The sequence below is a fragment of the Ruminobacter sp. RM87 genome, from assembly GCF_000701925.1.
GTDB classification, from domain to species: domain Bacteria; phylum Pseudomonadota; class Gammaproteobacteria; order Enterobacterales; family Succinivibrionaceae; genus Ruminobacter; species Ruminobacter amylophilus.
In genome coordinates, this window is record NZ_JNKD01000010.1 from 16015 (window position 1) to 41620 (window position 25606).

Annotated in this window: 23 protein-coding genes; 3 read left to right on the forward strand and 20 right to left on the reverse strand. The window is 41.8% G+C overall.

Annotated elements, in window-relative coordinates; all coding sequences use genetic code 11:
* Nucleotides 1-18: 18 nt before the first annotated feature.
* From rseP to rpsB, 8 genes are all read right to left on the reverse strand, one after another.
* Nucleotides 19-1401 (reverse strand): RIP metalloprotease RseP, encoded by a 1383-nt coding sequence (gene rseP / locus T489_RS0104035; protein WP_031578767.1) that lies wholly within the window; start codon nt 1399-1401, stop codon nt 19-21.
* Nucleotides 1402-1409: 8 nt separating this feature from the next.
* Entirely contained in the window at nt 1410-2600 is a 1191-nt protein-coding gene (ispC, locus tag T489_RS0104040; RefSeq protein WP_031578768.1) for a 1-deoxy-D-xylulose-5-phosphate reductoisomerase, read from the reverse strand.
* A gap of 5 nt (nt 2601-2605) precedes the next feature.
* On the reverse strand, nt 2606-3583 hold the full coding sequence (locus T489_RS13450) for a phosphatidate cytidylyltransferase (RefSeq protein ID WP_037318658.1): 978 nt from the start codon (nt 3581-3583) through the stop codon (nt 2606-2608).
* A 247-nt stretch (nt 3584-3830) separates the two neighbouring features.
* Nucleotides 3831-4586 carry an isoprenyl transferase gene (locus tag T489_RS0104050; RefSeq protein ID WP_037318661.1) on the reverse strand — a complete coding sequence of 252 codons (756 nt, stop codon included), beginning with the start codon at nt 4584-4586 and terminating at the stop codon, nt 3831-3833.
* 14 nt (nt 4587-4600) lie between these two features.
* Nucleotides 4601-5158 (reverse strand): ribosome recycling factor, encoded by a 558-nt coding sequence (frr, locus tag T489_RS0104055; protein WP_031578771.1) that lies wholly within the window; start codon nt 5156-5158, stop codon nt 4601-4603.
* A gap of 64 nt (nt 5159-5222) precedes the next feature.
* Nucleotides 5223-5939 (reverse strand): UMP kinase, encoded by a 717-nt coding sequence (pyrH, locus tag T489_RS0104060; protein WP_031578772.1) that lies wholly within the window; start codon nt 5937-5939, stop codon nt 5223-5225.
* A gap of 313 nt (nt 5940-6252) precedes the next feature.
* Nucleotides 6253-7152, reverse strand: coding sequence for a translation elongation factor Ts (gene tsf, locus T489_RS0104065; protein ID WP_031578773.1), 900 nt, complete (start codon nt 7150-7152; stop codon nt 6253-6255).
* 76 nt (nt 7153-7228) lie between these two features.
* Nucleotides 7229-7951: a 30S ribosomal protein S2 gene (rpsB, locus tag T489_RS0104070; RefSeq protein ID WP_031578774.1), complete on the reverse strand. Its 723-nt coding sequence runs from the start codon at nt 7949-7951 to the stop codon at nt 7229-7231.
* 481 nt (nt 7952-8432) lie between these two features.
* Here rpsB and map point away from each other — a divergent pair, with 481 nt between their 5' ends.
* Complete coding sequence (gene map / locus T489_RS0104075) at nt 8433-9239, forward strand: type I methionyl aminopeptidase (protein ID WP_031578775.1); 807 nt, start codon at nt 8433-8435, stop codon at nt 9237-9239.
* A 53-nt stretch (nt 9240-9292) separates the two neighbouring features.
* Here the strand turns inward: map and glnD are convergent, their stop codons facing one another.
* From glnD to T489_RS0104135, 12 genes are all read right to left on the reverse strand, one after another.
* A complete protein-coding gene (gene glnD, locus T489_RS0104080; RefSeq protein WP_031578776.1) occupies nt 9293-11914 on the reverse strand; it encodes a [protein-PII] uridylyltransferase in 2622 nt (873 codons plus the stop codon).
* A gap of 372 nt (nt 11915-12286) precedes the next feature.
* The gene (gene nqrF, locus T489_RS0104085; protein WP_031578777.1) at nt 12287-13513 is read right to left on the reverse strand and encodes an NADH:ubiquinone reductase (Na(+)-transporting) subunit F; all 1227 of its coding nucleotides are present in this window, start codon (nt 13511-13513) and stop codon (nt 12287-12289) included.
* A gap of 15 nt (nt 13514-13528) precedes the next feature.
* Nucleotides 13529-14122, reverse strand: coding sequence for an NADH:ubiquinone reductase (Na(+)-transporting) subunit E (gene nqrE, locus T489_RS0104090; RefSeq protein WP_031578778.1), 594 nt, complete (start codon nt 14120-14122; stop codon nt 13529-13531).
* On the reverse strand, nt 14122-14778 hold the full coding sequence (locus T489_RS0104095; RefSeq protein ID WP_031578779.1) for an NADH:ubiquinone reductase (Na(+)-transporting) subunit D: 657 nt from the start codon (nt 14776-14778) through the stop codon (nt 14122-14124). The genes nqrE and T489_RS0104095 overlap by 1 nt, the downstream gene beginning before the upstream one ends.
* On the reverse strand, nt 14778-15569 hold the full coding sequence (locus tag T489_RS0104100; RefSeq protein WP_031578780.1) for a Na(+)-translocating NADH-quinone reductase subunit C: 792 nt from the start codon (nt 15567-15569) through the stop codon (nt 14778-14780). The genes T489_RS0104095 and T489_RS0104100 overlap by 1 nt, the downstream gene beginning before the upstream one ends.
* A 3-nt stretch (nt 15570-15572) precedes the next feature.
* Entirely contained in the window at nt 15573-16832 is a 1260-nt protein-coding gene (locus T489_RS0104105; protein ID WP_031578781.1) for an NADH:ubiquinone reductase (Na(+)-transporting) subunit B, read from the reverse strand.
* Nucleotides 16833-16835: 3 nt separating this feature from the next.
* The gene (locus T489_RS0104110; RefSeq protein WP_031578782.1) at nt 16836-18188 is read right to left on the reverse strand and encodes a Na(+)-translocating NADH-quinone reductase subunit A; all 1353 of its coding nucleotides are present in this window, start codon (nt 18186-18188) and stop codon (nt 16836-16838) included.
* Nucleotides 18189-18480: 292 nt separating this feature from the next.
* On the reverse strand, nt 18481-19884 hold the full coding sequence (locus T489_RS0104115; RefSeq protein WP_031578783.1) for an AmpG family muropeptide MFS transporter: 1404 nt from the start codon (nt 19882-19884) through the stop codon (nt 18481-18483).
* A gap of 285 nt (nt 19885-20169) precedes the next feature.
* On the reverse strand, nt 20170-20658 hold the full coding sequence (locus T489_RS0104120; protein WP_031578784.1) for a YajQ family cyclic di-GMP-binding protein: 489 nt from the start codon (nt 20656-20658) through the stop codon (nt 20170-20172).
* Nucleotides 20659-20785: 127 nt separating this feature from the next.
* A complete protein-coding gene (gene dxs, locus T489_RS0104125; protein WP_031578785.1) occupies nt 20786-22675 on the reverse strand; it encodes a 1-deoxy-D-xylulose-5-phosphate synthase in 1890 nt (629 codons plus the stop codon).
* A gap of 3 nt (nt 22676-22678) precedes the next feature.
* On the reverse strand, nt 22679-23569 hold the full coding sequence (gene ispA, locus T489_RS0104130; RefSeq protein WP_031578786.1) for a (2E,6E)-farnesyl diphosphate synthase: 891 nt from the start codon (nt 23567-23569) through the stop codon (nt 22679-22681).
* A 73-nt stretch (nt 23570-23642) separates the two neighbouring features.
* On the reverse strand, nt 23643-23894 hold the full coding sequence (locus T489_RS0104135; protein WP_031578787.1) for an exodeoxyribonuclease VII small subunit: 252 nt from the start codon (nt 23892-23894) through the stop codon (nt 23643-23645).
* Nucleotides 23895-24140: 246 nt separating this feature from the next.
* Between T489_RS0104135 and T489_RS0104140 the strand changes: the two genes are divergently transcribed.
* Together T489_RS0104140 and T489_RS0104145 are read left to right on the forward strand one after the other, a co-directional pair.
* Nucleotides 24141-25016 (forward strand): ketopantoate reductase family protein, encoded by an 876-nt coding sequence (locus tag T489_RS0104140; RefSeq protein WP_198020412.1) that lies wholly within the window; start codon nt 24141-24143, stop codon nt 25014-25016.
* A 13-nt stretch (nt 25017-25029) separates the two neighbouring features.
* Nucleotides 25030-25599, forward strand: a complete 570-nt coding sequence (locus T489_RS0104145; RefSeq protein ID WP_031578789.1) for a DJ-1 family glyoxalase III — start codon at nt 25030-25032, stop codon at nt 25597-25599.
* Nucleotides 25600-25606: the final 7 nt, after the last annotated feature.

Sequence of the window (25606 nt, forward strand, 5' to 3'; positions counted from 1 at the left end):
AACTTTTTATTCAATCAGCTACAAACCGTAGTATAAATCATTAAACACGGCCATTAACATCAATGCAAACAGAAGAACCATACCCACAAACAGAAGTTTCCCCATTACGGCCTGACTCAATGGTTTCCCCCTGATGATCTCAACTACATAAAAGAACAGATGGCCGCCATCCAGCACCGGTACCGGCATTAAATTCAGCAAACCCAAATTCACACTGACCAGAGCCATAAAATTAAGGTAGTACACAAGCCCGAGACTTGCAGTCAAACCAGCCCCCTTAGCTATTCCTATAGGACCTGAGACATTCTTGACTGAAATATCACCTGTAATAAACTTCTTTATAATCTGTAAAGTTACAATCCCCATTCGATAGGTTTTGACAACGCCTTTTGCAACTGATTCATCAAATGAGTACTTTCTTTCAAAATAAATCTCGTCTATAGCTTCGGCCATTTTGGGAGAAATACCTGCAAAACCCGTCACCTTACCGTCGATATTTTTTGATTCAGGAATCAGTGTAAGCTTCTGTTCCACTCCCTTTCTCTCTATAGTCAGCAAAACAGGCTTTCCGGGATTATCACGGATTGTCTGAGAGAAATCACTCCATCTGGAGTATTCCTTACCGTTGTATGCAATAATCGTATCGTCTGCCAATAAGCCCGCCTTCTCAGCAGCTGAATCCTTCTGAACCAGCGCAACGACACTCAATACTCTACTTTTCAGTGAATTAAGACCTATCTGACTCAGGAGATCGGTTTTACGAGGATCGATCTCCCAATCTGAAAGATTTAATGTAATTTCCCTGAGTTCGCCTTTTCCAAGTTCACCACGAACACCGACAACAACATCTTCTTTAACATGACTTATCAGCTCATATAAAGCTTCTTCCCAATCGGCTACATGAACCCCTCCGACTGAGACAATAAGATCGTCATCTTTAAATCCCGCTTTGGCAGCTACCCCGTTCACATCCGTAATTTCCACTGCCGGTTTGAGATCCGGAACTCCATACATAAAATTGAATGTATAGAGAAACCAGGCAAGAACTATGTTACAGAAAGGTCCCGCAAAAACGATCAGAAATTTCTGCCACACCTTCTTTTCACAGAAAGCCCTTCCCTTGTACTGAGGCAGGGTTTCAAGCTTCTGCATTTCCTTTTTTCCGGAATCACTTGAATCCTCACCGTACATTTTAACGTAACCGCCTAACGGTATGGCGCACAACGCATATTCTGTTCCTAATCTGTCTCTGAAAGAACAGATGCGCGGACCGAACCCCAGAGCAAAACGTTCCACATAAACACCGCACATTCTGGCCACAATAAAATGACCGGCCTCATGAATTGCTATAAGTACCGCAAGAGCGATAACAAAATAAAAGATACTGGATAAAACAGCCACGGTTACTCCTAAAGAACAGACAGTTCACTGAATGCTCTGGCTCTGGCCTGAGTATCAACCTCAAGAATAGACTCCAGATCAGGTGCATTTACGCAGGCAAACTGTGAAGCCACCTTGGCACAAACCTTATAAATGTCAGTAAACTTTATCTTGTTATCAAGGAATGCGTAAACCGCAACTTCATTGGCCGCATTTACGGCAGTAGTCATTGCCTGAGAAGTGGCACAGGCATCTATAGCAAGCTTAAGACAAGGATATTTCACAAAATCAGGCTCTCTGAAAGTAAGCGAACCTACCGTAAAGAAATCCAGTTCTCCGACACCGCCGTTAATACGCTGCGGATAAGCCAGGGCTCTGGCAATAGGAGTACGCATGTCCGGTTTGCCCATCTGAGCAAGAACAGAACCATCTACATACTGAACCATTGAATGAATTACAGATTCAGGATGCACAACAACCCTGATATCATCCGGTGAAGCATTAAACAGCCATTTAGCCTCAATGAATTCAAGACCTTTATTCATCATTGTTGCACTGTCTACACTTATCTTCTTTCCCATACTCCAGTTAGGGTGACTCACTGCCTCGGCGGGAGTAACGGCATCAAGTGTTGAAACATCACGATCTCTGAACGGTCCGCCTGAACCTGTCAGAATAATATTTCTGATTCCTGCTTCCTTAAGTTCGCATCTGCCGATACGCTGCTGTTCCTTTTCAGGCAGGCACTGGAAAATGGCACTGTGTTCGCTGTCAACAGGAATAATTCTAGATTTGAAACGTCTTGCAGCATCAATAAAAATATGACCACTCATCACGAGTGATTCCTTGTTTGCCAGATAAACTGTTTTTCCCTGAGTAATTGCTGAAAGTGTAGGCTTCAGACCGGCAGCACCAACAATGGCTGACATTAAACCGTCATATTCTTCACTTGCAGCCACGGTATTGAGATTTTCTGCACCAAACAGGATCTCTGTCCTGCGATGTTCGGTCTGCACCAGTTCCTTAAGCTTTTCGTAGGCGGTTCTGTCCGTCATAACTACAACGCTCGGAGAAAATTCCCTGATGATTGAAGTCATCACGGAGTAATTCTTATTTCCTGTTGCTGCGTAGAGACTGTATAAATCAGGATTTCTTCTGATTACGTCAATTGTACTTCTGCCAATAGAGCCGGTAGCTCCTAAAATAGTAATCTTCTTCATAACAATTATCCTAAAATTCGATCCAACGCAGCAAATGTGATTAAAAATACCGGAAGAGCTGCAAGAAGCGAATCAATTCGATCCAGCATGCCTCCGTGTCCCGGGAAAATGAAACCGGAATCTTTAATACCGCTTTCTCTTTTTAAAAGACTTTCCCATAAATCACCTATAACTGAAAATACAACAGTAACCACTGACGCAACTGTCAGTGCAAACATATTCATCTGGAAAGCCTTTCCGTAACAGCCGAAATATGCAAGAACGGCAAAAATAATCAGAGCAAGAACCACCCCGCCGGCAAGTCCCTCAAAAGTCTTGTTCGGACTGACGTGCGGACTCATCTTGTGTTTGCCACATGCCTTTCCGACAAAATATGCGCCGGAATCTGCTGCCCATACTAGAACCATCACTGAAAGAATTGATACCGCCCCTATTGAAGAATCGGTCACAAAACTTTGAAAACGAAGAATTCCGGCGGCCATGAAGAACGGAATGAAATATATAAATCCGGCAAGAATCTTAAAAATTTTTGAACTGACAATTCCACTGTTTTTAGGATAACGAAGCACCAGAAAAGCAGAAAGAATCCACCACACAGCACTTAGTATAAATACCCACATGACCAGGATGTTGCTTCCTTCAGAGAAAAGCAGATGCAGTCTGGTATCATCCAGCAATATGTAATCCAGATTACTTTTTTCAGTAGCTGCCGTAACCAGCAGAGTACCACTGAAAATTACCACTGATGAATACAGCAGTCTTTGCAGCACTGGCTTCCAGCCGTTCTTTTTTATGTACTCAGAGGGTGATTTCAGCAAATGTTCATCGTTTATTTCACCTCTGAAAATAAACTGAGAATATTCAAAAGCCCCGATAAAAACAATTAAAAGCAGTCCTGCCAGAAAAAACTGAGGGTACGGAGTTGTCAGCCACAATGAGGCAAGAACAATTAAAATTAAGCCTGTGATAATTCTCTGTTTCATTATTTAAACCTAAAAAAATTCTTGAACCACTACCGTCCCATGCTCCGGAACAGATAACGTGTGTCTACCTACCCCGAAACAAACTGTTGTAATATCAAATGAGCAGTAATATATTTCTGGCTGATAATTCTTAAAACAGAGTTTGCAAATCCGTACATAACCGACAGTAATGTGTAAAAATACGGTCAGACTCTGTTACATGCTCAGTCTGTAAACAGACTACAGCCGGAATCATTAATCAGTATCTCTACTGCTTTTCACCCCTAATCTGTTCGCCGGTACAGCCGAAGCGTCTTTCTCTTGAAGCAAAATAATTCACCGCCTTCTGAAAAACATCTTCATTAAAATCAGGCCATAAAATGTCGGAGACGTAAATTTCACTGTACGCGAGCTGCCACAGAAGAAAATTACTGATACGCTTTTCCCCGCCTGTACGTATCAGAAGATCCACATCCTGAGAAACCTCAAGATGCTCTGAAATCATACTTTCATTAAAGTCTTTTATGTTCAGAATATCCGTTGCAGCATCGTTTAGAATCTTTTTTACTGCATTAACGATATCCCATCTGCCACCGTAATTAACGGCGATGTTCAATAGCAGACCACTGTTGTTTTCGGTAAGTTTTTCTGCCTCGTCAATTCTCTTCCTGAAGCTATCAGAAAAAACATCCCGATCCCCAATCACCTTCAGCTTAACCTGATTTTTATGAAGTTTCTTCACCTCATTGGATAAGGCCCAGGCAAACAGATCCATCAGACCGGACACTTCATCTTTAGGCCTTCTCCAGTTTTCAGAGGAAAAGGCAAAAAGAGTCAGTACCTTTATTCCGTTCTGGCAGGCATAGGAAACAGATTTTCTTACAGATTCAACACCTGCCTTATGACCAAAGATTCGTGGCTGCCCGCGATCTTTCGCCCATCTGCCGTTGCCATCCATAATAATGGCAACATGAGATGGAACTCTCTGTTTATTTAATTGCTGGAAGTCTGCTATTTCACTCATAAACGGAACGGAAATTAAATTTCCATCAGCTCCTTTTCTTTTTCAGCTAAAAGAACATCAGCCTTCTTGATGAATGAATCAGTCAGCTTCTGAATTTCATCCTGTGACTTACGTTCATCATCTTCAGAAATTTCCTTATCCTTGAGTAATGCCTTAACTTCGTTGTTGGCATCACGACGTAAATTACGAATCTGAACCTTGCTCTGTTCAACATCAGCACGAACAACCTTGATAAGATCCTTACGACGCTCTTCAGTTAAAGGAGGAAGAGGAACACGGATACTGGTACCTGCAGTAACAGGATTCAAACCTAAACCGCTGTTCATAATTCCCTTTTCAACTGCTGAAATGGAACCCTTGTCAAATACGTTTACAACCAGGGTACGGGCATCTTCAACATTAACCTGAGCAACCTGACGTAAAGGAGTTGCTGAGCCATAGTAGTCAACCATAACGCTGTCTAAAATTGCAGGCTGGGCACGACCTGTACGAATCTTTGCAAGGCTTGACTTTAAAGCTTCCACAGCCTTGTTCATCTTGTCGCTAGTTTCTTTTTGGATTTCTTTAATCATATCTTTACTCCGCACTCTGAAGTGCCATCAAATAAAAAAAAGGTCTAAGACCGATAAATCTGAATTACTTAATTACAGTACCTTCTTCTTCACCTCTGATAACTTTTATCAGAGCACCCTTCTTGTTCATATTGAACACCATTATAGGCATCTTGTGATCTCTGGCCAGAATGAAAGCACTTAAATCCATTACCTTCAATTCTTTTTCGACAACTTCCTTGTATGAAAGTTCATGATAAAGAACTGCATCAGGATCCTTCATTGGGTCTGCGCTGTATACACCGTCAACTTTAGTTCCCTTAATCACTGCATCAGCCTGGATTTCAATACCACGAAGGCATGCGGCACTGTCAGTGGTAAAGAAAGGGTTTCCGGTGCCTGCTGAAAGAATTACTACCTCACCCTTTTCCAGTCTTGAAATCGCATCCATCCATGAATAAGGAGTCGTAATACCCTGAATAGGCATTGCTGACATCAAAGTGGTCTTTATGGAATTTCTTTCCAGAGAATCCCTCATTGCAAGACCGTTCATTACGGTTGCAAGCATACCCATGTGATCACCGACAACTCGATTCATGCCTGATTCAGCAAGCTTTGCACCTCTGAAGATATTACCGCCACCGATAACAAGTCCTACCTGTACCCCTGCCTTCACAAGCTCACCGATTTCTTCAGACATTCTCTGAAGAACATCAGGATCGATACCAAAAGCTTCTTTTCCTTCAAGGGCTTCACCACTAAGCTTTAACAAAATTCTTTTATATGCTACGTCTGAACTCATTTCATTACTACCGTATAATTAAATCCGCATGCTTAGTACAGAGATCTGACAAACTCTCAGCATGCGTATCGAAGTCATGACAGCTTTCATATTCTTCAACAAAAGTACACGCTTCAATGTATCAACTAATAAAAATCAAGTAATTATAATCTATATTTGTATTTTTAGTCCATAGAATACACGTGACATAATTTCCATATTCAACACGGCATGCGTGCAAAAACAGCCTTGTATTTCCATAGAACACGACACAAAAAAAGGACAATCCATCCGGACTGTCCTTTTCACGAAGCAAATTTATAAAAAGTTAAAATTACTTCTGAGCGGCAGCAACCTGCTGAGCAACTTCAGTAGCAAAGTCAACAACCTGCTTTTCAATACCTTCGCCTACTACCATACGAACGAATGACTTAACAACAGCGTTGTTCTTCTTAAGAAGGTCACCAACGGTGATGCTGTCGTCCTTAACGAAGTTCTGAGTGGTAAGAGAAACTTCACCGGTATACTTAGCCATACGACCATTGATAATCTTTTCAACGATTTCAGCTGGCTTTGGCTTAGCAGCTTCAGCATTTTCTTTCATAGCGATTTCAAGCTGAACCTGACGTTCATGTTCAACCTGTTCAGCAGGAACATCAGAAGGGTTTACATACTGTGGAGCAAGACCGCAAACGTGCATTGCTACATCATTTGCTAAAGCATTGTCACCACCTTCCATGTCAACTAAAACGCCAATACGCTTGTTGCCGTGGATGTATAAACCAACGTTGCTGCCCTTGATTGCAGAAATACGGCGAATTGACATGTTTTCACCGATCTTAGCGATAAGATTGTTTAAGAAAACTTCAACAGTTTCACCGTTCGCGTAAGTTAAAGCCTTGAGAGCGGCAACATCGGTAACATTGTTTTCAGCAGCAAGAGCTACAACATTGTTACAGAATTCATTGAAGCTTGCATCCTTAGCTACGAAGTCGGTTTCGCAGTTGATTTCAGCAATGAATACGCCGTTTGCAGAAGAAGCTGATACAATAACACCTTCAGCAGTTACGCGGCCGGCCTTCTTAGCAGCCTTGGCCTGACCGTTCTTACGCATATCATCAATTGCCTTTTCGATGTCACCATCAGCAGCAACCAATGCCTTCTTACAATCCATCATGCCTGCGCCGGTACGTTCACGCAGTTCCTTTACGAGAGCAGCAGTAATATTAGCCATCTTTTAATATTCCCTAAAATTCTTGAGTAAATGAGGAGAGCCTGCTCTCCTCATAATTTACGAGTTAAGTGTCAGATTAAGCTTCAGCAGCTTCTTCCTTGGCACTGGCGGTAGTAGCAGCTTCACGAGCTTCGTTAACAGTTGCAGCTACAGCGCTGAGGTAAAGGTTGATAGCACGGATAGCATCATCATTACCAGGAACTACATAGTTAACCTGATCTGGGTTTGAGTTGGTATCAACAACTGCAACAACAGGAATACCAAGCTTGTTAGCTTCCTTGATTGCAATGTGTTCAACTTCAGCGTCGATTACGAAAAGAACGTCTGGTAAACCACCCATATCCTTGATACCACCAAGGCTCTTTTCGAGCTTAGCCATATCACGGGTACGTTCAAGAGCTTCCTTCTTGGTAAGCTTATCAAAAGTACCGTCGGTAGCCTGAGTTTCGAGTTCCTTAAGACGCTTGATAGACTGTCTTACAGTCTTCCAGTTGGTGAGCATACCACCTAACCAGCGATGGTTAACGTAGAACTGACCACACTGTGAAGCAAATTCCTTAACCTGTTCAGAGGCAGCACGCTTGGTACCAACGAATAATACCTTACCCTTGTCTGCAGCCTTCTTGCTGATGAAGTTTAAAGCATCGTTGAAAAGAGCTTCAGTCTTATCAAGGTTGATGATATGTACACCATTACGTGAACCGTAAATGTACTGCTTCATCTTAGGATTCCAGTAGCGGGTCTGGTGACCGAAATGTACACCAGCTTCGAACATTTCGTTAATTGAAACTTTAGCCATTTTTTAAATTTCCTTTTTGGGGTTATTCCTCCACCGAACGGGAATGTGAACTGTAAACAGCACCCCCACATTTACCTTTTTCATATCCGGTGTGTGTAATAAACAAAAAACCTCTGGTAAATTTAACCAGACTTTTTATACAATTTGAATAAAAAGCGTGCAGATTATACATTACTATCATTATACATTTCAATATATTTTTACTCGTCCGGACAAAGTCATTCCTCATTTGTTCTCTGTGTTCCGAGATACTGATATCACAATAATCAGCAATGTTTTTAAACTTTCTTTCAGTCCTCGACAGGAATTATTTTCAATAGTGCAAAATTGAAAAACAATAATTCTTATCAATGGTATAATACACGCAAAGATTTTATTAACAGATCAACGGATGTTTGCATAAGGAGCAGTCCTGAGGCAGTAATTTGAAATCCGTCGATTCTGCCATTGAAAATGATTTTATTTATAAAAAGATACGAATATGGCCAGTAATATTATTATTAAAACTCCTGAACAGATTGAAAAGCTCAGAGTTGCAGGCAGGATTGCAGCTGAAGTTCTTGAAATGATTGAACCTTATGTTCAGGCCGGAATCACTACAGAAGAGCTTGATGACATCATGCTCAAGTTCATAGAAGATGACAGACAGGCAATTTCCGCATGTCTAGGATATCACGGTTACCCTAAATGCACCTGCATATCCATCAACGAAGTTGTCTGTCACGGTATCCCAGGAAAAAACAAACTGCATAACGGAGATATTGTAAATATCGATGTAACGGTTATAAAAGACGGTTTTCACGGAGACACCAGTAAAATGTTTGTTGTCGGACAGACTTCTCCTAGAAACCACCAGCTGGTGAAAGTGACCCAGCAGTGTCTCTATGAAGCAATCAGAGCTGTAGGTCCTGGAAAGAATCTTACAGAAGTGGGCAGAGTTATAGAAAACATTGCCAAGAAAGAAGGCTTTTCCATTGTCCGTGATTACTGCGGACACGGTATCGGTGAAGGATTCCATGAAGAGCCGCAGGTCGTTCACTACTACCCTAATCCATACAGTCTGATCCTTAAACCGGGAATGGTATTTACCATTGAACCTATGCTGAATGCAGGAACCTGGAAGGTCAAAGTCAACCGTAAGGATGGCTGGACCGTAACAACCTCCGACAAACAGCCTTCCGCTCAGTTTGAACACACCATAGTTATCACGGAAACAGGTTGCGAAGTTCTTACTTTGAGAAAGGAAGAAGAAGAAACATTAGGTCGTTACATCACCAACGCGGATTAATATTTACCCCTTAAATACTGACCGTAAATCATCATGATTTACGGTCTCTATAATCAGTCTTCTGAATTTACGGCATCGAGTTTTGAAACCAGCTGTTCACGAAGAGATTCCTTTCCCTGCTGACTTATAGCATTCCCGTTTTTATCCGTCACGGTGAAAAAGTCATCAGCTCTTTCACCGGTAGTGGTTATCTTTGCCGCATGAATAACAAGTTCATTATCGCTGAATACACCGGCAATTTTTGCCAGAAGTCCGGGTATATCCAGAGTTGATATTTCAAAAGAAGTCACTGATTTATTGCTGTCATCCAGGAATGTCACTATCGTCGGATGTTTAAACTGCTTAAGCTTTTGGGACATCGGCTTTATTCTGGAAGGTTTAAATTCACTGGCTGCAAGCGCCGTTGAAATAGCCTTTCTTATGGCAGGAATTCTGTCGAAATCGATCTGACTGTCGTTGTTATCCACAAAGGTAAAAGTATCCAGTGCATAATTGTTGCTGGTATTTGAAATTATTGAGGCAAGAACATTAAGATTCTTTTCAGCCAGAACCCCGGTTACCCTGGCAAACAGACCATTACTGTTTTTGGCGTAAACAAAAAGTTCCGTTCCATTGGTTGCCTTATTCTGACCAAACAGCACCAGAGGACGGTCTTCTCCCGAATGATTTATTATGTTCTGGGTATGCCATGCTATCTGCTCGGGAAGATATCTGATAAAGTATTCAGGCCTCAGGTTTGTCCATATCTTAAAAATATCCAGAGGATTATTCCCCATGGCTGTAAGTATTTCCATTGCTCTCTTCTGATTTTCTCTTACATGAAGACTCAAATCAGGAGGATTTTCCAGACCTTTTCGTAATGCATCCCTAGCCTCAAAATAGAGTGTTCTGAGCAGAGTATCCTTATAGCTGTTCCATTCGGTATCATTTGTACCGCAGATATCAGCCACGGTAAGACAGTACAGATAATTCAGAAGATTTTCATCACCTACTCTTCTTGCAAATTCCGCCACGACCTCAGGTGATGAGATATCTCTTCTCTGAGCCACCATGGACATATACAGATGATTTCTAACTACCCACGCCACAAGTTTGCTTTCATAGCGGTTATACCCGTGAAGCTGACAGAAATACAATGCTTCGGGAGCACCGAGTTCTGCATGATGTCCTCCCTGCCCCTTGGCAATATCGTGGAACAGAGCGGCAATAAACAGCAGTTCAGGCATACTGATGTGACTGTATATCTGCCTGAACAGACTGAATTCCGAATCTTTCTCATGAGTAAAACTGTATATATTCCTCAATACTCTCATAGTATGTTCATCTACCGTATATGTATGGAACATATCAAACTGCATCAGACCGACAATATTTTCCCAATGAGGCATGTACAGAGAAAGAATGTGGTGTTTATGCATAATAGGCAGGGCAACAACTAGAGCACGTGGATGACTGATGATTCTCTTGAAGGTGTCCCGGCATTCACTTCTTTCATAGAGATGGTAATTTATGCTTCTTCTGGCATTTCTCAGATAACGGATACAGTTAACGTGAATACCGGTAAGTTCTTCCCTCTCTGTCAGAATCAGAAAAAGCTCAAGAATAATCTGAGGGCGGGTTACAAAAATTTTAGGATCAATTACATCAATGAGATTATCCCTGAACAGAAAGTACTGATTAAAGATTTTTCCCTCAATAACCCTTTCAGGAAAAATCTTTTCATACATCAGCTGCATGCTGATTTCATTTAATTCCACCACCCTGTGAAGAGTCTGGTAGAAACGTTTCATCAGTGTTTCCACGGGGGTATTTCCTTCACCGGTATAACCGAGATAGGTTGCCACCTTCTGCTGTCTGTCAAAAGTAAGTCTGTTATCAGGTTTGTTTATTGACAGATGCAGTGCGAATCTCATTCTCCACAGAAAGTCCTGACACTCCTTGAGCTCAAGATACTCCATTCTGGTGAGCAGGCCGTTGGTATACAGTTCCCGAAGACCTGTTATGCCGAACCCCTTGTGTGCTATCCATAGAATATTCTGAATATCTCTTAAACCGCCTGGATTATTTTTCAAATCCGGCTCAAGCATGTAGATAGTGTCTTTATGAGATGAATGTCTGGCATTCTGCTCAGCCATTTTGGCTCTGTAGAAATCAGTAATCGGCCAGAACATATCTGATTCAACTCTGCTCTTGAACATGTCATATGTTTCTTCAGAGCCCGCAAGAAATCTTGATTCAAGATAATTTGTGGCAATAGTTACGTCTTTGGCTCCTTCTTCGAAGCATTCTTCAAGTGTTCTCACTGACTGCCCTATATCCAATCGCAAATCCCACAGCAGACTGGTAAATTTTGAAATCTGTTCATTCAGAGCTTCGGTTATAGGCTCCCTGCTTATAAGCAGTATGTCTATATCAGAATGAGGCTGTAGATCCGAGCGACCGTAACCGCCCACAGCCACAAGACTCAGGGTTTTATATTCATTAAAGTTGAACTGTCTGTAAAGTCTCAGCATCAGTTCATCTATAAACATGGAACGGTTAAGAACCAGTTCATTAACGGTAACTCCGGCAAAAAAAGCTTCTTTCATGTCTTCAAACTGTTTCGCAATAGCTTCGCGACCATTCTGCATCGTGATTTCAGAATCAGGCCAGAACCCTGTGTTACCGTTGTTCATAATTTAATCCTATGCTTATATATTCTTATCTTTAATTCATTATTTCCCAAGTTTATCAGGGAATTCAACTTTTTTCCGCCAACGCAGCCATAGATTTTAAGGTTAAAATCAGCCTCATGAACCAGACTTTTAAGCATGAAGCGGAAACACTGAAATTTTTTGTGAGATTATCAGTAGAGTCATAAATTAGGAGAGAACCTTATCACAAAACAGAAACATGATTACTGTTCACACCGGAATACGCCATAATCATGGAGATACCTGATGACAATCATGCAAATCTGATACCTTTTTTGAAATTACTGCACCATAAAAAAAGCCTTCGCATCAGCGAAGGCTTTTTGAATATGCTTAAAACATCAGAATTGAAAATTAACCGCCGAAGTTATCCAGCAGGATATTTTCATCTTCAACACCAAGGCTGTGAAGCATATCGATAGTAGACTTGGTCATCATTGGAGGTCCGCACATATAGAATTCACAGTCTTCCGGAGCCTTGTGGTTCTTCAGATAGTTTTCATAAAGAACATTATGAATAAATCCGGTGTAACCAGTCCAGTTATCTTCAGGTAATGCATCACTTAAAGCAATGTGCCATGTAAAGTTTGGATGTTCCTTGGCAAGCTGATCAAATTCTTCCTGATAGAACACTTCCTTGAGGGAACGAGCACCATACCAGAAGCTGATCTTACGGTTGGTCTTGATTCTCTTAAGCTGATCGAAAATATGAGAACGCATAGGAGCCATACCGGCACCACCGCCGACGAATACCATTTCAGCATCAGTTTCCTTGGCAAAGAATTCACCGAACGGACCTGAAATTGTTACCTTGTCACCAGGCTTCAGTGACCAGATGTATGAAGACATCTGTCCAGGAGGAAGGGTTAAATCGCGAAGAGGTGGAGTTGCAATTCTCACGTTCAGCATAATCAGCCCCTTTTCTTCAGGATAAGAAGCCATTGAGTACGCACGGAGAATGTGAGTATCAACCTTTGAAACCAGATCACGGAGTTTAAACTTGTCCCAATCATTCAGATATTTTTCAGGAATATCGAAATCACGGTAGTTAACAGTGTGAGGTTCAGCTTCGATCTGAATATAACCACCTGCTCTGAAAGGAACTTCTTCACCTTCAGGAATCTGCAGACGGAGTTCCTTGATGAAGGTAGCCACGTTATTGTTTGAAATAACGGTACAGGTCCACTTCTTAACACCGAATACTGAAGCAGGAAGTTCAATTTCCATATCCTGACGAACACCGACCTGACATGCAAGTCTCCAGCCTTCTCTGACTTCACGCTTGGTTAAATGACCAAGTTCGGTAGGAAGAACATCACCACCGCCTTTAGTCACCTTACAGCGACACTGACCGCAGGCACCGCCACCGCCACATGCAGACGGAACGAAGATACCCTGGTTGGCAAGTGCGGTTAACAGCTTGTCACCTGCAGGAACTTTAATAGCCTTTTCAGGATCGCCGTTGATACCGATGGTTACATCACCACTGTTTACCATGAAATGCTTGGCAACAATAATTGCTGATACAAGCAGCAGCACGATAAGGATGAATAAACCAACACCATATAATACGGTTAACATTTAACTTTATCCCCCTTAAAGCTTAATACCAGAGAAGGACATAAAGCCTAAGGCAATAAGTCCGGCAGTAATGAATACTATGCCTAAACCGTTGAGGCCCTGTGGAGTATGAGCATACTTGAGTTTTTCACGGATTGCAGCGAGAAGAACCAGAGCAATAGCCCATGAAGTACCGGAACCGATACCATAAACCACAGATTCAGCGAAGTTGTATTCACGCTGTACCATGAATGACACGCCACCGAAAATAGCACAGTTTACTGTAATTAAAGGCAAGAAAATACCCAAAGCGGAGTAAAGGCTAGGTACATACTTATCAAGGAACATTTCCAGAATCTGCACCAGTGCGGCAATTACACCGATATAGGTAATAAAACCTAAAAATGACAAATCAATACCGGTCTGGATTGCATTTGGCTTCAACACATAGGTATAAACAAGGTTGTTAGCCGGTACGGCAATGGTCTGTACAACAATTACCGCAATACCTAAACCGATAGCTGTCTTAACCTTCTTGGAAACTGCCAGGAAGGTACACATGCCCAGGAAGAAACTAAGAGCAAGGTTCTCAATAAAGACAGACTTTATAAATAAATTAACGTAATCCATTATGAAGCATCCTTACGTGAGGTGTCATACTCAGGCTTGGTATTAACCTTGTATACCTGATTGGTTAACCATATTAAGAGACCGATTAAGAAGAATGCACATGGAGGCATCAGCATGAAGCCGTTTGGCACATACCAGCCGCCGTCATTTACGGTCTTTAATAAAGTAATATCAAACCACTTGCCTGAACCGAAGATTTCACGAACGGTACCCAGGAAGCAGAGAATGATACCGTAACCGATACCATTACCGAGACCATCCAGGAATGATAATACTGGAGGATACTTCATGGCGAAAGCTTCAGCACGACCCATAACGATACAGTTGGTAATAATCAGGCCCACGAAAACAGAAAGCTGCTTTGACAGGTCATAGCTGAAGGCCTTGAGGAACTGGTCTACAACAATTACCAGAGAAGCAATTACTGTCATCTGAGCAATAATTCTTACGCTGTTCGGAATGTACTTACGTATAGAAGAAATAATCAGGTTAGAGAAAGCAGTTACGAAAGTTAACGCCAGACTCATAACGAGAGCAGTCTTCATGTTTGAGGATACTGCAAGTGATGAACAGATACCGAGTACCTGAATCATTACAGGATTATCCTTAATCAAAGGTCTTGTAAAAACCTCTTTTGCAGAAGGTAAATCACTCATTATTTCACCTCTTTATTCTTTAACTGCTGTAAGAACGGAGCATATACGTCTTCGAACCAGTACTTAACTGAGTTATTCACGCCGTCACTGGTAAGAGTTGCACCGGAAATGGCATCAACCATATATTCACTGTTCTTGTCAGCGTTCTTTTTCACTGCAAACTGATAGGCACTGTTTTCATCGTAAAGCTTCTTGTTTTTCCACTTTGCTGTGTACGCAGGATTTGCAACTTCAGCACCGAGACCAGCAGTTTCACCCTGACTGTAATACTTCAGGCCTTCAATAGTGGTACCATTGGCATTTACGGCAAGATAACCGTACATGGTAGACCACAGTCCCTGACCGTAGAACGGAAGTACAACCTTGGTGGTTGCTCCGTTTTCAACAACAAAATATACAGGCATGTACTTAGCGTGGGTCTTTATACCGGCAGAATCCTTACCTGACTCAATTACAGTATTCTTGCCCGGAAGTTTTGCTTCAGAAACGAAGTTATAGGCACCGGCATCACTGCTGCCGACAACCTTTTCTACTTCTGCATCACTTAAAAGCACGTTTCTGTCGAGATCAAGAAGTCTGGCCTTAACCTTGTCATTGAACAGTGTGGTTATATCTTCACCTTCATAATCAATACCTGCAGCTTCGAGCACGCTCTTCATACGGTCAACATTGATTTCCTTTTCCTGTAAAGGCTTAAGTACAACCACTGTCAAACATACTAAAACAGAACATACAAAGCACAGTAAACCAATTACGGTGAATGTTCTTAATGTACTATCTTTGTTAGCCATTTTTTAATTTACACTCCCCTTTACAAGAACTGGTTTAGCTGCAATGCGCTTACGACGGTTGATATTGAACTGGGATACACAGTAGTCAAACAGAGGAGCCCAGCAGTTCGCAAATAAGATAGCGAGCATCACGCCTTCTGGGTATGCAGGATTGAATACGCGAATCAGACAAACCATCACACCGATAAGGAAACCGTAAGCAATCTTACCTTTCTTGGTAAATGCTGATGAAACCGGATCGGTAGCCATGAAGAAGATACCGAAAGCAAAACCACCAACAACAATATGTTCAATAAATGACATCTGAAGCATGTGGTTAGCAGGGTTTACAGATACCATGGAGTTGCATAAGAATGACATGATAAGGAGACCTAAGAATCCACCTAAAACAACTCTTGCTGAAGCAACGCCCATAATGATAAGAGCAATACCGCCGATAAGAATACCGAGGGTTGAACCTTCACCGATACAGCCAGGAATGTTACCTAAGAATGCATCCATCCATGAGTTCAGTTTGCCGGTCTTAGAGAATTCACTGAGAGCTGTCGCACCGGTATATCCATCAACAGGAACCCATACGGCATCACCTGAAATCTGTGCAGGGTATGCAAAGAACAGGAATGCACGACCAACAAGAGCAGGATTCATGAAGTTACGACCTGTACCGCCGAATACTTCCTTGCCGATGATTACGCCGAAGGAAATACCTAAGGCAACCTGCCATAAAGGAATGGTAGGAGGAACAATAAGAGCAAAGAACAGTGAAGTTACAAACAGACCTTCGTTAACTTCATGCTTGCGGACGATACAGAATAGAACTTCCCAGAAAGCACCTACACCGAAAGAAACGGCATAAATAGGAAGGAAGAATATCGCACCTATAAGCATCTTGCTGTAAATGCCTGCATCAGATGAAAGCGAACCACCCAGCATCTGCACCAGGGCATAATGCCAGTCGGCACTGAACAGACTGAATGAACTTGAGGTATATCTAATGAAATCAGCACTTGATGCAATCGCATTGATTGTCTGATTACCAACATTAAACCAGCCCCAGAACATGCATGGGAATACAGCAAAGAACACCATAATCATCATGCGCTTGAAATCAATAACGTCACGTACATGAGTGGTGGTGTTGTGAGTAACTACGCCCGGAGTGTAAAAGAAAGTTGAAGTACCTTCAAATAAAGGATAAAACTTCTCAAGCTTGCCGCCTTTGGAGAAGAGAGGTTCAAGCTTATTAAGAATAGAAAGAATCATCTGTTACCCCTCTAACTCAATCTTGGTTAAACACTTTCTGAGCAGTCTGCCATACTCGGTCTTACCAGGACATACATATGTGCATAAAGCAAGATCTTCTTCATCAAGTTCCATGCAGCCTAACAGCTTGGCAGCATCGGTATCACCGATTTCAATAGCTCTTAGAAGCATGGCGGGAATAATATCGAGAGGCATGATCTTTTCATAGCTTCCGATTGGAACCATTGCTCTTGAGCCACCGTTAACAGCGGTGTTGATGTCGTAATCTCTAGGAGGCAGGAAGGCACTGAGAACGGTACGGGTTACGGAATGCTTCTTTGCGCCCGGCATAATCCAACCGAGGAACTCACGCTTGTTTCCTTCAGGGATAACACTCACCTGCAGGTGGAATCTTCCAAGATAATCAAAAGCGCCTGCAGCTGTATTACCATTCAGTACGGAACCGGAAATCACACGATAATTTGAACCAGAAAGTTCGTTTGCAGTGATTTCAGATACACATGCACCCTGAATTGTTCTGATTAATCTTGGTTTAATTACATTCGGACCGGCAAGGCTGATTACTCTTTCACTGTAGATGTCACCTGTTCTGAACAGATGACCGATGGCAATCACTTCCTGATAACCGATAGACCACATAACGTGTTCTTCTGAAGCTCTGTGAATGAAGTGAATATGAGTACCGGCAAGACCTGCTGGATGCTTACCAACAAAGATTCTTTCCTGAATGTTCTTTGACTTGTAATCAGTTGGCAGAGAAGCTTCACCCTTACATACGTATACATTACCGCCGGTAAGAGTACTAATTACATCAAGACCGTCACAGAAATCCTTTGCATGGCTGCTGATAACAACCTTAGGATCTCCTGCCAGAGGGTTTGTATCCATTGCAGTAACAAAGATATGTTCAGGAGCTGAATCCACAGCCGGAGTCTTGCTGTACGGACGTGTTCTGAAAGCTGTCCACGCACCTGAATCAACCAGCTGCTTTACAACCTCATCACGACTTAAGGTACAGAGATCTTCATTAGGATAAGCATTAAATTTTCTGCTACCAACAATAGCAGAATCCATTTCGATAACTAAAGACTGGAACGCCCTTTTTTCACCACGGTTAATGGCAACAACCTTACCAGGAACAGGTGCTGTATAGCCAACGCCAGGATTCTTCTTATCTGTAAAAAGAGTCTGACCCTTGTCCACAACATCACCAACTTCAACAAGCATGGATGGCTTTAACCCAGGGAAATCGGTACCTAAAATGGCTACATGCTTTACGGCATTATTACTTGCATTAACCACATTTTCCGGTTTACCGCTGATAGGGAGATCTAATCCTTTCTTGATATTTATCATTGTATTTCCAAAGAATAAATTGCAAAAGAAAGCTCTATGTCTTTACGACACACCCAAAAAATCACGACCCTCCGTCCCTTTGCAAAAAAGACAGAGTAATCGGAATTGTGGTGTAGTTTATCACACAAGTGAATATTTTTGTTATTTTAGTTTTTGGTTATATGGAATATTTATAAATTCTGATGATTATGCAACAATCAGTAAATCACTGTCAGATAAGACTTGTACTAACCGGTATCTGATTTCTAATCAACTTTTTCATGTATTCTGTTTATTCAGAAAACATGAATGATTATGCAGACACTTTTTCCTTTTCACTGTTTTCAGATACAGATTCTCCGTAAGGAGCTATATAAATCAGCATCAGCATACCCGGTATAGCAAGAGCATAACAGATGATAAAGAAGTTTTCATAGCCTACACTGTTGATAATGTACCCTGCTCGAGACGTAAAAAGAGTTTTAGGCAAAGCAGACAGAGCCGTCAGCAGAGCCAGCTGAGTAGCAATATAATTCCCTTTGGTTTCCCTGCACATGTATGCTACGAAACACGCTGTTCCCAGTCCTGCTCCCAGATTTTCACCGCACACGACAAGAGACAGGAGAAAAGAATTAGGAAATTCAAAACTACCAGCCATATCGGAATGGAACGACTCGATTCCCAATCTCCCGAGCGTACCGTTGATAAATCCGTCAGATGAAACAAGGAAGGACACAAAATCCACCTGATTCTGCCAGACATGGGTAATAAAAACAAATCCCAGGATGGTAACTATCTGTGCCAGGCCAAACCACCATAATGCTTTGTTTATACCTATTTTCAGCATTATGATACCGCCGACAATGCTGCCTACGAGCAGGGCCCAGAATCCCACAATCTTGTTTACTGTTCCTATGACTGTTTTTGTATATCCCATTTCCATGTAAAAAGGTGTAACAAGTGCTGTTGCCATGCTGTCGCCGAACTTATAAAGAAAAATAAACATAATCATGGCCAGAAGACCTATTCTGCCCTTGCGATCAATCAGTTCCTTGAATGGTTCAACCACGGATTCCTTCAATGATCGCTTGGCTGTTCTGGCTACCTGAGGTTCTCTTATAAAGAATGTTGTCATCAGACCGACCAGCATAAACAAGGCTGTTATTATAATCGTCAGACTCCACGGCAGATGATCACTTAAAAACAGGGACAGTGTTCCGGGAATCAGTCCGGCAAAACGATAGGCATTAACAAAGATTGAATTGCCCAGTCCCAGCTCCTCATCAGACAGAATTTCTCGCCGGTAGGCATCTAGAGCAATGTCCTGCGTTGCGGAAAAAAATGCCACAGTAAAATATAAAATCATTATTATGTTCAGCTGAAACCCGACCTTCGGCGAACAGAACCCCATCATTATGAAGCAATAAAGCAGAATTATCTGAGTAAGAAACATCCAGGTTCGACGTCTCCCCACACTGTTGGAATAAAACAAATCAAGAGCGGGAGCCCAGATGAATTTCCATGCATAAGGAATCGTCAGAAGAGAAAGAGAACCGATGGTACTAATGTCTATTCCTTCATCCTTAAGCCATGCCGCAACCAGATTATACAGAAAATAAAAAGGCAGCCCGGAAGTAAACCCCAGGCAGATGCACAAAAACATTCTTTTGGAATAAATTCTAGACAATACGGAATTCTGTTTATCTGTTTGAGCCATGATTTTATTATTTTCTTATTCTGTTTAATCTTTAATTATCAACTATTCAGCGTAATATCATCCATTTATTAACATAAACAATGACATTTCAAAACACACAACGATACTCAGGTAAACATCATAGCAAATATTAATTTTTTTTCTCTTAAAAAAACTTATTCAGACCAATATAATTGATAAAAACAGCTAATCATCGCAAAAAATATTTAAGAAAACAAAAAGGCAGAACAAAAGTTCTGCCTTTTTCTTCAAATAATTCACAGGAAACTGCTGATAATCTTCCGACTAGTCCCTGAAATTATTAAACTGGAACGGCTGACCTAGTTCTGAACTGCGAACAAGGGCAATAACTTCCTGAAGGTCATCTCTCTTTTTACCGGTAACACGCACGGTTTCGCCCTGAATCTGGGTGGTAACCTTGATTTTTGAATCTTTAATAAGTTTAACCACCTTCTTCGCCATGGCCTGATCTATACCGCTTTTAAGTTTCACAAGCTCGTTACATCTTTTTCCTGACGGTTCAGGTTCCTGAAAATCAAGAGAAGCAGGATCAATATTACGCTTGGACATTTTGTCACGTAAAATGTCATTCATCTGCTTAATCTGAAAATCAGCATCTGCAGATAATTTAATCTGCTTATCCTTTTCAACTAAGGTAAAGGTGGCATCAACACCTCTGAAATCAAAGCGGTTGGTAATTTCACGATTAGCATTGTCTACAGCATTCTGAACTTCATTCATCTGAAGTTCAGAAACAATGTCAAAAGAAGGCATACTCACTCCATTTATAACATACAGCACGAAGACGAAAGACTTCAGCACCGTTTCAAACATACAACGAATATCAGTCAGGAATCACTGACTGTCCGAAAAGACCATAGGTCCTCACGTTAAATTATTATTACTTAACACGGTTCAGAATATTTTTATAACCGTCAAGAAACTGTTCAGCCTTACCGACAACTGACACGCCGTCCATTCCACACTGTTCATAGATTTCAGAAGCGGTGGCCTGTTCGATAAACTCATCCGGAATACCAAGATTAAGCACAGGACATACCAGATAATTTCTGCTTACAAGCCTTGCAACCTCTTCCCCTGCTCCACCTTGTACAACTCCGTCTTCAAGAGTTACTATAACACTGTGTTTTCCGGCCATGGATACAATCAGTTCTTCATCCATTGGCTTAACGAAACGCATGTCAACAACAGTGTAGTCCTTATGCTGTTCATTTACAGTTCTGTAAATATCATGAACCAAAGGCCCCCATACAATAAAACAGATATCCTTTCCTTCCCTGAGAACATTCCCCTTTCCTATTTCAACAGTAGCATCAGTAACTTCGTTGTCAGAGAATATTCCTCCACCTCTAGGATAACGCACGGCTGCAGGATGTCCGTATGCCAATGCGGTATTAAGCATCTTCCACTGCATTCCAAGCGAACTAGGAGTCATCATAATCATATTCGGTACAGACCGAATAAATGCTATATCAAAAACACCCTGGTGGGTAGGGCCATCAGGTCCTACTACGCCGGCTCTGTCTACAGCCACGACCACGGGTACATCCTGAATTGCCAGGTCATGAATTATCTGGTCATAAGCTCTCTGAAGGAATGTGGAATATACACAGACCACCGGCAGCATACCGCCCGCCGCAAGCCCGCTGGAAAGAAGCAGAGCATGCTGCTCAGCTATGGCCACGTCAAAATAACGGTCTTTGTATTTCTGGGAAAACGGCACCATTCCTGAACCGGAACACATTGCAGGGGTTATACCCATAACCTTTTCATTATGTTCGGCCGCGTACATAAGCCAGTTTCCGAAATTTTCATCAAATGTATTTCGCTTCTTGTCAGATGTTTCCACTCCGACAGGCACATCAAATTTCGGAACCCCGTGATATGCAGTAGGATTTTCCTCTGCAGGCTGATATCCTTTTCCTTTAATGGTACCTACATGAAGAATTCTCGGACCTTTTAACTGCTTGAGGTTCTGAAGTACAGACACCAGTGTTTCTATATCATGCCCGTCAATCGGTCCGACATAGTTAAATCCCAGTTCCTCAAACAAGGTTCCCGGAAGCATCATTCCCTTAAGATGTTCGTGTGCCCTTATGGCAAATTCCTTGATTTTAGGCAGAGAAGACAGGGTTTTTCTCCCCTTCTTCAGCATATTGTTGTACGAAGGGGCACTGAGCCACATGGCCATATGTTTGGACAGACTCCCAACGCTTTCAGAAATACTCATTTCATTATCATTCAGAATGATGAGTACATCTTCATTAAGGTCACCTGCATGATTCATTGCTTCGAAAGCCACGCCGCCGGTCAAAGCCCCGTCACCTATGACAGCAACAACCTTCTTGTCATTTTTCTCAATTCTGTTGGCGATTGCCAGTCCCAGAGCTTCGCTTATGGAAGTACTTGCATGACCTGTGGAAAACACATCATATTCACTTTCCTGTCTCCACAGGAAAGGATGAAGTCCGTTTTTCTGACGTATGGTTTTCAACAGATCTCTTCTTCCTGTTAAAATTTTGTGGGGATAAGCCTGATGTCCCACATCCCAAATAAGCTGGTCATGAGGAGTGTCAAAAACGTAATGCAGTGCAATGGTAAGTTCTACAGCTCCAAGTCCGGAGGCAAAATGACCACTCGTCTTACTCACTGTACTGATTAAGAAATCTCTAAGCTCAGAAGCCAAGGAACTCAGCTTACTCACCGGAAGTTTCTTTAAGTCCTTGGGAGAATCTATCTTACTTAACAGAGGATACTGTTCACTACTCATCTGTTAATGATCCCTTTCTACTATGTACATGGCAAAATCCTGCAGAATTCTGGTATCAAAAGGCAGCGCAGCGACTGAAGCCACTGCTGTTGAAGCCAGAGATTTGGCATATTCCTTGGCTTTTTCTAATCCCATAAGCTTTGGATAGGTGCTTTTGTTTGAATCAATATCCGATCCCTGAGGTTTTCCCAAGGTTTCGGTATCGGAAATTATATCCAAAACATCATCCCATACCTGAAATGCCAGACCTATGCAGTGAGCATAGGTACGGAAACCTTTTTTGATGTTCTCATCAAGATCCTTAACACACAGAAGACCTAATTCCACCGCACTTTCAATCAGTGCTCCGGTCTTGTACTGATGGACCTTCTCAAGTTCACTCTGAGAAACCAGACGGTTTTCAGCTTCAATGTCCAACTCCTGACCACCGCACATCCCCTGATAACCGCTTCCAACGGCAAGCACTTTAAGCATTTCAACCTGATTAGAAAGCATATCCTTTTCAAACTCCGCTTTCGCAAGAACCTCAAAAGCAAAAGCCTGCAGAGCATCACCTGACAGAACCCCGGTAGCTTCACCATACTTCTTGTGCACAGTAGGATGACCTCGTCTCAAATCATCATCATCCATAGCAGGTAAATCGTCATGAATCAGCGAATAGGCATGAATACACTCTATGGCGACAGCCGGAGCATCAGCAAGCTTAAGATCTGCGTTCAAAGCATTGGCTGTTGCATACACCAGAAAAGGACGAACGCGCTTTCCTCCTAATAAAGAGCCGTAACTCATGGCCTCCTTTAGTTTAGGAGCAACGACAGGTAATCCATCTATAGCCTGTTTTAATTTTTCATTAACTCTTTCCTGATACGCTGTCAAAACTTCCTTTAAAGTCATATCACTCACCTATCATATACGTGTATCTGCTTTCTTACATTCATTATACAGATTATTGTTAATATATTCTAAACTATATTCCGGCATTAAAATCAGAAACGACATCATCTCCTGTTTTTGTTCCGTTTGCCAGAGATTGACTGTCGGTTAGTATTTTTACTTTTCCTTCTGCATCCTTTAAAGCTTTTTCACAGTCTTTAATCAGCCCCACCCCCTGTTCAAAAAGACTCAGGTGCTCGGATAACGGCAGTTTTCCAGACTCCATCTTCTTCACAAGTTCATCAATCTGTTCAAGCATTTGTTCAAGAGTCTGAGGATTATCCATAAGTTAATTTCCACCGATCAACACAAAATATTTACTAAAAGGAGGCAATAAGTCCTATAATGCGACCTTAAGAAAGAATGATTATAGCACGGTATCATTTTTCGTGCGATACATCGAACGAATGTGTTACCTCAGCCAGATTATTAACAGCCCCGTTACTACACAGATATGAAAACCATCAGATATCACGGAAACATCCGAAAAGCAAACAACAGAGCTGACTTAAAAAAACTTCACGGGAAACCAGTGGCCTGCATTATAGGAGCAGGAAGTATCGGTCAGTTGACAGCCGAACTGCTCAGACGCAAAGGTTTGTTTAAAACCTGTTTTATTGATACCAGAATCAAAAAAGAAAAACGTGTTACCTGTTCCTGTGAATCAATAAACAGCGGGACAACATACAGATGTTCCAAAGGGGTGTATCCTGAGTCCTTTGTAAAAGCTGCTGATTTAATCATTATCACTGTGAAAGCATTCTCTGTCGCCAAAATCATCAGAGACATAGCTCCTCATCTGAATCGTAAAACGCCGGTTATTCTTATGGTTAACGGTTTCGGAGCCCAGGAAGAATTAAAAAAGCTGACTCACGAAAACAGACTTTATCTGGCTTCCACCTCAAACGGTGCAACTCATAAAAAGTACAGTGTATTTGAAAAAGGACTGGGTACCACCTACGTAGGACCTCTGAAACACGCAAAAGAAACCGAAGTTATAAGATATTTTGTAAAAAGTCTTCCTTCAGGAACATATACTGATGCCATTTATGACGAGCTTCTGAGAAAACTGGCAGTAAATGCCGTAATCAACCCTGTAACAGCCATAAGAAACTGCGTGAATGCCGAAATTCTGCGCGATCCGGAAATTATTAAGAATATCATAACCGAAATAACTCCTGTCCTCAGAAAATTAGGACTCAATGACTCTTCTGAAAGTCTGCAGCGCCGTGTTGAAACCGTAGCGGCAAACACGGGAACAAACTATTCATCCATGCAGCAGGACTATTATTACGGCAGATTATCAGAAATTGATTACATTTTAGGAATTTTAATCAAAAAAGCCAAAATTTATGGTATAAAAACTCCATGTATAGATAATCTTTATCAGAAACTGAAAAACATGTGATTAAGGAGTTCTTATGACCTCAGCTCTTGTAATTATGGCTAACGGTGCGGAGGATGTGGAAACCATCTCCGTAACTGATATTCTATCCAGAGGAGGAATAAAAGTTACCACAGCAGCCGTATCAGACTCTTCAACTGAAATATCAACAGCCCACGGTCTGACCATTAAGACCGATATTCTGCTCAAAAATGCCAATGATAATTATGATGTTGTAGTTGTACCTGGTGGATATGACGGTTCCATAAACTGCAGAAAATCAGAGCTTGTAGGGAACATTCTAAAAAAACAAAGAGAACGTGGAGCCCTTATTGCTGCTATCTGCGCCGCTCCGGGATTTGTTCTGGCTCATCATGGTATCCTTGACAACACTACTGTGGCAACCGGTTATCCTGGAACCACTGATGAAATTCCCGTCAAATCAGACAAGGATGTGGTTATAGACCCTGTTAATAAGATTATTACAGCTCAGGGGCCTGCTTTTGCGGCAAAATTTGCCTTCACAATTCTAGCTGTTCTCAAAGATGTGGATACAGCTAACAAAGTTGCATCAGGAATGCTCTATACTCATGATATTACCGCTTAATTTTAAA